Origin of the sequence: Streptomyces sp. NPDC001292 (genome assembly GCF_042896465.1) — a bacterium.
In the GTDB taxonomy this organism is placed as follows: domain Bacteria; phylum Actinomycetota; class Actinomycetes; order Streptomycetales; family Streptomycetaceae; genus Streptomyces.
This window is the reverse complement of record NZ_JBIAXG010000101.1, coordinates 1-7,146: the sequence shown is the minus strand read 5'-3', so window position 1 is coordinate 7,146 and position 7,146 is coordinate 1. Positions and strand designations below refer to the sequence as shown.

The following is a 7,146-nucleotide window of genomic DNA, read 5'->3' as shown; positions in this document are numbered from 1 at the left end:
GGCACTCCGGACCCACACCCCGACCGGCCAGCCAACTCGCCACCCGCCCCGCCCGGGCATCCAACTCCGCATACGTCAGCGTGACTTCCCCAGCGCCGATCACCGCCACGGCATCCGGCGTCCGCGCCGCCTGCTCCTCGAACAACCCCCCCAACGACACCCCCGGCACCGACCACGCCGTGTCGTTCCATCCCTCCACGACCGCGTGCTCCTCCATGGCGTCGAGCACGTCGAGCCGGCTGATCCGCAGCGACGGATCGGCCGCCACCTGCTCCAACACCCGCACCAGCCGAACGGCCAGGGCCTCGGCCGTCGCTCTGTCGAACAGGTCGGTGGCGTACTGGAGATCGCCGACGATCCCGGCGGGGGCGCCGTCCTCGTCGCGGCGTTCCGCCAGGTTGACGGACAGGTCGACGCGGGCCGCGACCGTGTCGCCGGCCGGCATCGGCTCGATCCGGAGGCCAGGCAGCTCCCACGGCCCCTGCGTCTGGGGGAGGTTCTGCAGGACGAGCATGATCTGGAACAGCGGGTTCCGGGACAGCGAGCGCACCGGGTTCAGGTCGTCCACGAGGCGCTCGAACGGCACATCCTGGTGCGTGTACGCGGCCAGGTCGGTCTCCCGGACCCGTGCCAGCAGGTCCTCGAACGTCGGGTCGCCGCTCGCGTCCGTGCGCAGCACGAGGGTGTTGACGAAGAACCCGGCGAGGTCCTCCAGGGCGCTGTCCCCTCGGCCGGCGACCGTGGTGCCCAGCGGGATGTCGGCGCCGGCGCCGAGCCGGGCGAGCAGCATCGCCAGCGCCGCCTGGACCACCATGAACATCGTCGCCGAACCCTGCTGGGCCAGTTTCACCAGCTCGGCGTGCGTGTGCGCGTCGAGCCGCAGCGGAAGCGACTCGCCCTGGAACGAGGACATCGCGGGCCGGGGACGGTCCACAGGGAGCGTCAGTTCCTCGGGCAGCTCGGCCAGCGCGTCGCGCCAGTAGCCGAGCTGGGCGCTGATCAGGCTGTCCGGATCGGACAATTCGCCCAGCACCTCGCGCTGCCACAGGGCGTAGTCGGCGTACTGGACCGGCAGCGGCGGCCAGGCGGGAGCCGAGCCGGCCCGCCGAGCCGCGTACGCGGTCTGGAGGTCCCGGGACAGGACGCCCATCGACCAGCCGTCCACGGCTATGTGATGCGCCACCAGCACCAGCACCGCTTCAGTGTCGGACAGCACCAGCAGCTCGGTCCGCCACGGCAGGTCCCGCGACAGGTCGAACCGGCGCGCGACGCTCTCCTCCAGGACACCGGCCAGGTTCTCGGCGGTGACCTCACGGATCCTGATGGACGGGTGTGCGGCGGGGCCGTGCAGGATGTCCTGCCGGGGGATGCCGTCGGTCTCCGAGTAGACGGTGCGCAGCGATTCGTGCCGGTCGGCGACGTCCGCGAGCGCCGCTTCCAGCGCGGGGACGTCCAGCTCACCGGTGAGTCTCAGGGTCAGCGGCACGTTGTATCCGGCGCCCGACCCCTGTTCCTCCAGCTGGTTGAGGAACCACATGCGCTGCTGGCCGAACGACAGCGGCAGCACCTCGGGCCGTTCGCGTGCGACGAGACCGGTCCGTACGCCGTCCTCGTCGTTGTGCTCCACCAGCCGGGCCATTCCGGCCGCGGACGGTGCGCCGAACAATTCGCGGACGGTGACCTCGGCGTTGAGCACCGCGCGGATCCGCGCGATCAGCCGCATCGCGAGGAGCGAGTCGCCGCCGAGTTCGAAGAAGGAGTCCTCGGCGCCGACCCAGTCCAGGCCCAGCACCTCGCCGAACAGCCCGCAGAGCACCTCTTCGAGCGGCGTCGCGGGGGCCCGTCCGGCCGTGCCGGCGAGGTCCGGGGCGGGCAGCGCGGCCCGGTCCAGCTTTCCGTTGACGGTCACCGGGAGCGACTCCACGAGGACCACGGCGGCGGGGACCATGTAGTCCGGCAGCTTGTCGGCGACATGGCCGAGCAGTGCGTTGGCGTCCGCGCCCGCGCCTTCGGGGACCACGTACGCGACCAGCCGCTTGGCGCCCGGCTGATCCTCCCGGACGATCACCGCGACCTGGCCGACGCTCTCGTGCGCGGCCAGCACCGCTTCGACTTCGGCCGGTTCGATCCGGAAGCCACGGATCTTCACCTGGTCATCGGCACGCCCCGCGAAGACCAGCTGACCGTCCGGCGTCCAGCGCGCCAGGTCCCCAGTCCGGTACATCCGCTCCGCCGAGCCGCCGTACGGGCAGGCCACGAACCGCTCCGCCGTCAGCCCCGCCCGGCCGTCGTACCCCCGCGCCAGACCGGCCCCGGCCACGTACAACTCACCTGTCATGCCCGGCGGCACGGGACGGAGGCAGTCGTCCAGTACGTACATCCGCGCGTTGTCCATCGGCCGGCCGATCGGCACGCTCGCCGGAACGACATCGCCAGCGACGTACGGGATCTGCGTGGTGAACGCCGTCGTCTCCGTCGGCCCGTACGTCGACCTGACCGTCAGCTCCGGGTACGCCTCCAGCAGCGCCCGGATCGCCGAGGCCGACACCACGTCACCGCCGGTCGACACCTCGCGCACGCCCGCGAAGATCTCCGGCGATTCCTCCGCCAGCACGCCGAACAGGCCCGCCGTGGCGTGCACGTTCGTCACACCGTGCTCGGCGATCAGCCGGCCGCGCTCGGCCGCGTCGACGTCGCCGGGGCGCATGACGACCAGTCGGCCGCCGCGCGTGAGCGGCGCCCAGATCTCGTACGTGGAAGCGTCGAAAGCGTGGTTCGCCTGGACAAGGACCCGCTCCAGCACGTCATCACGCCAGCACCGGTCCGCGACGAAGCTCGCCACGTTCCCGTGCGTCACGGCCACGCCCTTCGGCCTGCCGGTCGACCCCGACGTGTACATCACGTACGCCAGGCTCTCCGGCGACACGGCGCCCGCGGGAACGGCGCCGTCCGCCGCCGAGACCTCCTCGGCCACCGCCGGGTCGTCCCAGAGCACGGCCCTGACGGCCTTGCCCGCGTGCGCGGCCGTCGTCAGCACGAGCGAGGGCTTCGCCTCGCCCAGGATGAACGCGATGCGCTCGGCCGGGTACTCCGGGTCCACCGGCACATACGCCGCGCCCGCCTTCACCACGCCCAGCAGCAGCACGATCAGCTCGGCCGACCGTTCCATCACCACACCGACCCGGCTCTCCGGGCCCACGCCCCGGCCGGCCAGCCAGCTCGCCACCCGGTCCGCCCGGGCGTCCAGCTCCGCGTACGTCAGCGTCGTCACGCCCGCACCGGCCACCGCGACGGCGTCCGGCGTCCGGGCCGCCTGCGCCTCGAACAGCTCCGGCAGAGTACGTGCGGACAGCGGCTGAGCGGTGTCGTTCCACTCCTCGAGAACAGTGCCGCGCTCGACCGGGTCCAGAAGCGCGAGCCGGCCGACCGGCAGCGCGGGGTCGGCGGCGATCTGCTCCAGGAGCCGGATCAGCCGGCCGGCCAGGGCCTGGATGGTGACCGGTTCGAAGAGGTCGGACTGGTAGTCGAAGCTGAGCCTCAGCCGGTCGCCGGGGGCGACGCCCAGGATCAGCGGGTAGTGGGCGGTGTCCGAGCTGGCCGCTCCGGTGATCTGCAGTCCGCCGGACGGGACGAGCCCGCCTTCGGCGGGCACCGGGTAGTTCTGGTAGACCACGAGGGAGTCGAAAGTCGCGCCGGGGCCCGCGATCCGCTGGATCTCCGCCAGCCCAACGTGCTGGTGGTCGAAGAGCTCGGCCTGCTGGACCTGGAGTTCGGTGAGCAGTTCCGCGACCGTACGTTGCGGGTCCAGGCGTACCCGCACCGGCACCGTGTTGATGAACAACCCGAGCATCTGCTCGACACCCGGCAGATCCGCCGGCCGGCCTGCCACCACGGCGCCGAAGACGACGTCGCTCCGGCCGGTCAGCATCCCGACCAGCACACCCCACACACCCTGGATGACGGTGTTCAGCGTCAGACCGTGCCGACGGGCGACCTCACCCAACGCCTCCGTCAGCCGGTCGTCGACCCATGCCGTCGCCTGCTCGGGCAGCGCCAGATCGGCCGAGCGGTCGACCGAGCGGACGAGCGTCGGGTCCACGGTCCCCGCCAGCGCCTCGCGCCACGCCTCCCGCGCCGCCTCCTTGTCCTGACGGCCCAGCCACGCCAGATACTCCCGATACGGCGTGACCGGCGGCAGCACCGACACATCACCGCCCGCCGCATACAACTGCGACAACTCACCGAACAGAACCGGCAGCGACCAACCGTCCAGCAAAATGTGATGCATCGTCAGAACAAGCTGATAACGCGACTCGTCCAGCCGCACCAGCAGCAACCGCAGCAGCGGCGGAACCGCCAGATCGAAGCGGCGCTCGTGCTCGGCCGCGATGAGCCGCGCGGCCTCCGCCTCGGCCTCTGCGGCCGGCAGCCCCGAGAGGTCGACCTCACGCCACGGCAGGGTCACCCCCCGGAGCACCACCTGCACGACCTGCTGCATCCCCGCGGGCTGCTGGAAACTGGCGCGCAGGCTGGCGTGCCGGTCGAGCAGCGCCTCCCAGGACGCCCGCAGCACCTGCGTGTCCAACGGCGCCGCCAGATCGGTGACGCGCTGCTCCACGTAGACATCACGGGCCTGCTCGTCGTACTGGGCGTGGAACAGCAGCCCTTCCTGGAGCGGCGACAGCGGCCACACATCTTCGATACGCACCTGGGACACTGCGGTCACTCCTCTTCACCGGAGAGCTTGATCTGAAGCGCATCGATCTGGCTCTGAGCCAGCGCAACGAGCGGGAAGTCGGACGGGGCGGGCTGGGCGCCGTCCGCGTCGGGGACGTGGGAGGCCAGTCCGGAGAGCATGGCGGCCCAGCCGTCGGCGAGTTCGCGGAGCGCCTTCTCCTCGAAGGGGCCGACCGGGCAGACCAGGGACACCGTCAGCTCGGGCCCCTCGGGCAGGTCCCGTACGAGGCCCCCGGCCTCCAGCAGATGGGAGGCGGGCGTGTCGGCGTCGGCCGTACCGCCCAGGACCGTGTCCCCCACCGGCTGCCAGGCGCCCCCGGCCGCCGGAGCCGCCGAGGTCGCCGAGGTCGCCGGACCGGCGGTGAAGCGGCCGAGGTAGTTGAAGCCGATCTGGGGGGCAGGCAGGGCGGCGAGGGCCTCGGCCGTCTTCGGGTTCAGATGGCGCAGCAGCCCGAAGCCGAGCCCGTCGCCGGGCACCGCCCGCAGCTGCTCCCTGACCCGCCGGAGCAGGCGGCCGGCCGCCGGACCGCCGGAGCGGATCCGCGCGTACTCGGTCGTGCCCGGCTCCAGCCGCACCGGGTAGGAGCCGGTGAACCAGCCGACGGTGCGGGTGAGGTCCATGTCGTCGGTGAGCGGAGTACGGCCGTGGCTCTCCACCTCGATCAGCACGCCGCCCGCGAGGTTACGGCCCTGACGGCGCCGCCACTCGCCGACCGCGGCGACCAGCCCGGCCAGCAGCACGTCGTCGATGCCGGCGTCGAACGCCGCCGGGACGCGGGTCAGCAGCTCCGTCGTCACCGGGACCGGAACCGTGACCTCCACCCGGTGCAGACCCCCGGCGACGGTGTCGACGGCCGCATCGAGCGCCCTCTTCCCGAGCAGCGGGTTCGGGCCGCCGATCAGCCGGGTCCACGCCCGCAGTTCGGCCGTGCGCTCGGCGCTGAGGGCCTGGCTCTCCAGCGTCCCGGCCCAGCGCCGGTAGGACGTCCCGCGCTCCAGGCCGGGATCGCTCCCTTCCCGCAGGGCCGCGGACGTGGCGGCCAGGTCCGGGACGAGCACCCGCCACGAGACGCCGTCGACGACGAGGTGATGAGCCGCCACCAGCAGCCGTCCCGGAGCGTCCGGTCCGGCGTCGAACCACACGAGCTGGACCATCACCCCGGCCCGTGGGTCCAGCCGGTCCACCGCGCGGCGTCCCTCCTCCTGGATCGCGCCGGCCAAGCCCTCGGCGGTCAGGCCCGCCGTGTCGACCCGGACCACCCGGTCCCCGGCCGCCGCCGAACCCGGCTCCGGCACCACGAGATGGGGCGTGCCGTCGGAGAGTTCGAGCCGGGCGCGCAGGATGTCGTGGTGGTCCAGCAGCACCTGGACAGCCGCCACAAGGCAGGCCAGGTCCAGGCACGCAGGGGTCTCGACCAGCATCGACTGGGAGAGCACGCCGGTCAGCGCCTTCTGGCCCGACCGCTCGACCATGTCGAGCATGACGGGGGTCAGCGGAGCCCGTCCGACGCCCGTGTCCTCCTCCGCCGGTTCCGTCCGCGCATGCCCGGCGCCGGTGCTCACGGCGACGGCGGCGAGGCCCGCGGGCGACTTGTGCTCGAAGACCTGCCGGGCCGTGATCACCACGCCGGCCCGCCGGGCCCGGGACACGACCAGCATCGACATGATCGAGTCGCCGCCGAGTTCGAAGAACGAGTCCTCGGCCCCGACCCGCTCCAGACCGAGCACCTCGGCGAACAGCCCGCAGAGCAGTTCCTCCGCCGGAGTCTCGGGACCACGGCCGACAGAGGCGGTGAACTCCGGCGCGGGCAGCGCCGCCCGGTCGAGCTTGCCGTTCACCGTGACGGGCAGAGACTCCAGCCCCATGACCGCGGCGGGGACCATGTAGTCCGGCAGGGACCGTGCGGCGAACTCCCGCAGGGCGTCGCCGTCGACTTCCTCGCCCGCTGGGACGACATACGCGACGAGGCGCTTGGTCCCCGGCTGGTCCTCCCGGACGATCACGGCGACCTGAGCGACGCTCTCGTGCGCGGCCAGTGCGGATTCCACCTCGGCGGGCTCGATGCGGAAGCCACGGATCTTCACCTGATCGTCGGCACGACCGGAGAAGAGGAGCTGGCCGTCCTTCGACCAGCGGGCCAGGTCGCCCGTCCGGTACATCCGCCCGCCGCCATACGGGCAGGCCACGAACCGCTCCGCCGTCAGCCCCGGCCGACCGTCGTAACCACGGGCCAGACCCGAACCAGCCACGTACAGCTCACCCGTCACGCCCGGCGGCACGGGACGCAGGAACTCGTCCAGCACGTAGGTCCGCGCGTTGTCCATCGGCCGGCCGATCGGCACACTCGCCGGTACGGCATCGCCGGCCACGTACGGGATCTGCGTGGTGAACGCCGTCGTCTCCGTGGG

The 7,146-nt window shown here is 72.4% G+C and carries 2 protein-coding genes; both read right to left on the bottom strand.

Translation table 11 applies throughout. The features are described from left to right. On the bottom strand, positions 1-4,717 hold a 4,717-nt coding region (locus tag ACFY4A_RS42025), incomplete at its 3' end, for an amino acid adenylation domain-containing protein (RefSeq protein WP_390834593.1). A gap of 5 nt (positions 4,718-4,722) precedes the next feature. Continuing rightward, on the bottom strand, positions 4,723-7,146 hold a 2,424-nt coding region (locus ACFY4A_RS42020), incomplete at its 5' end, for a condensation domain-containing protein (RefSeq protein ID WP_390834592.1).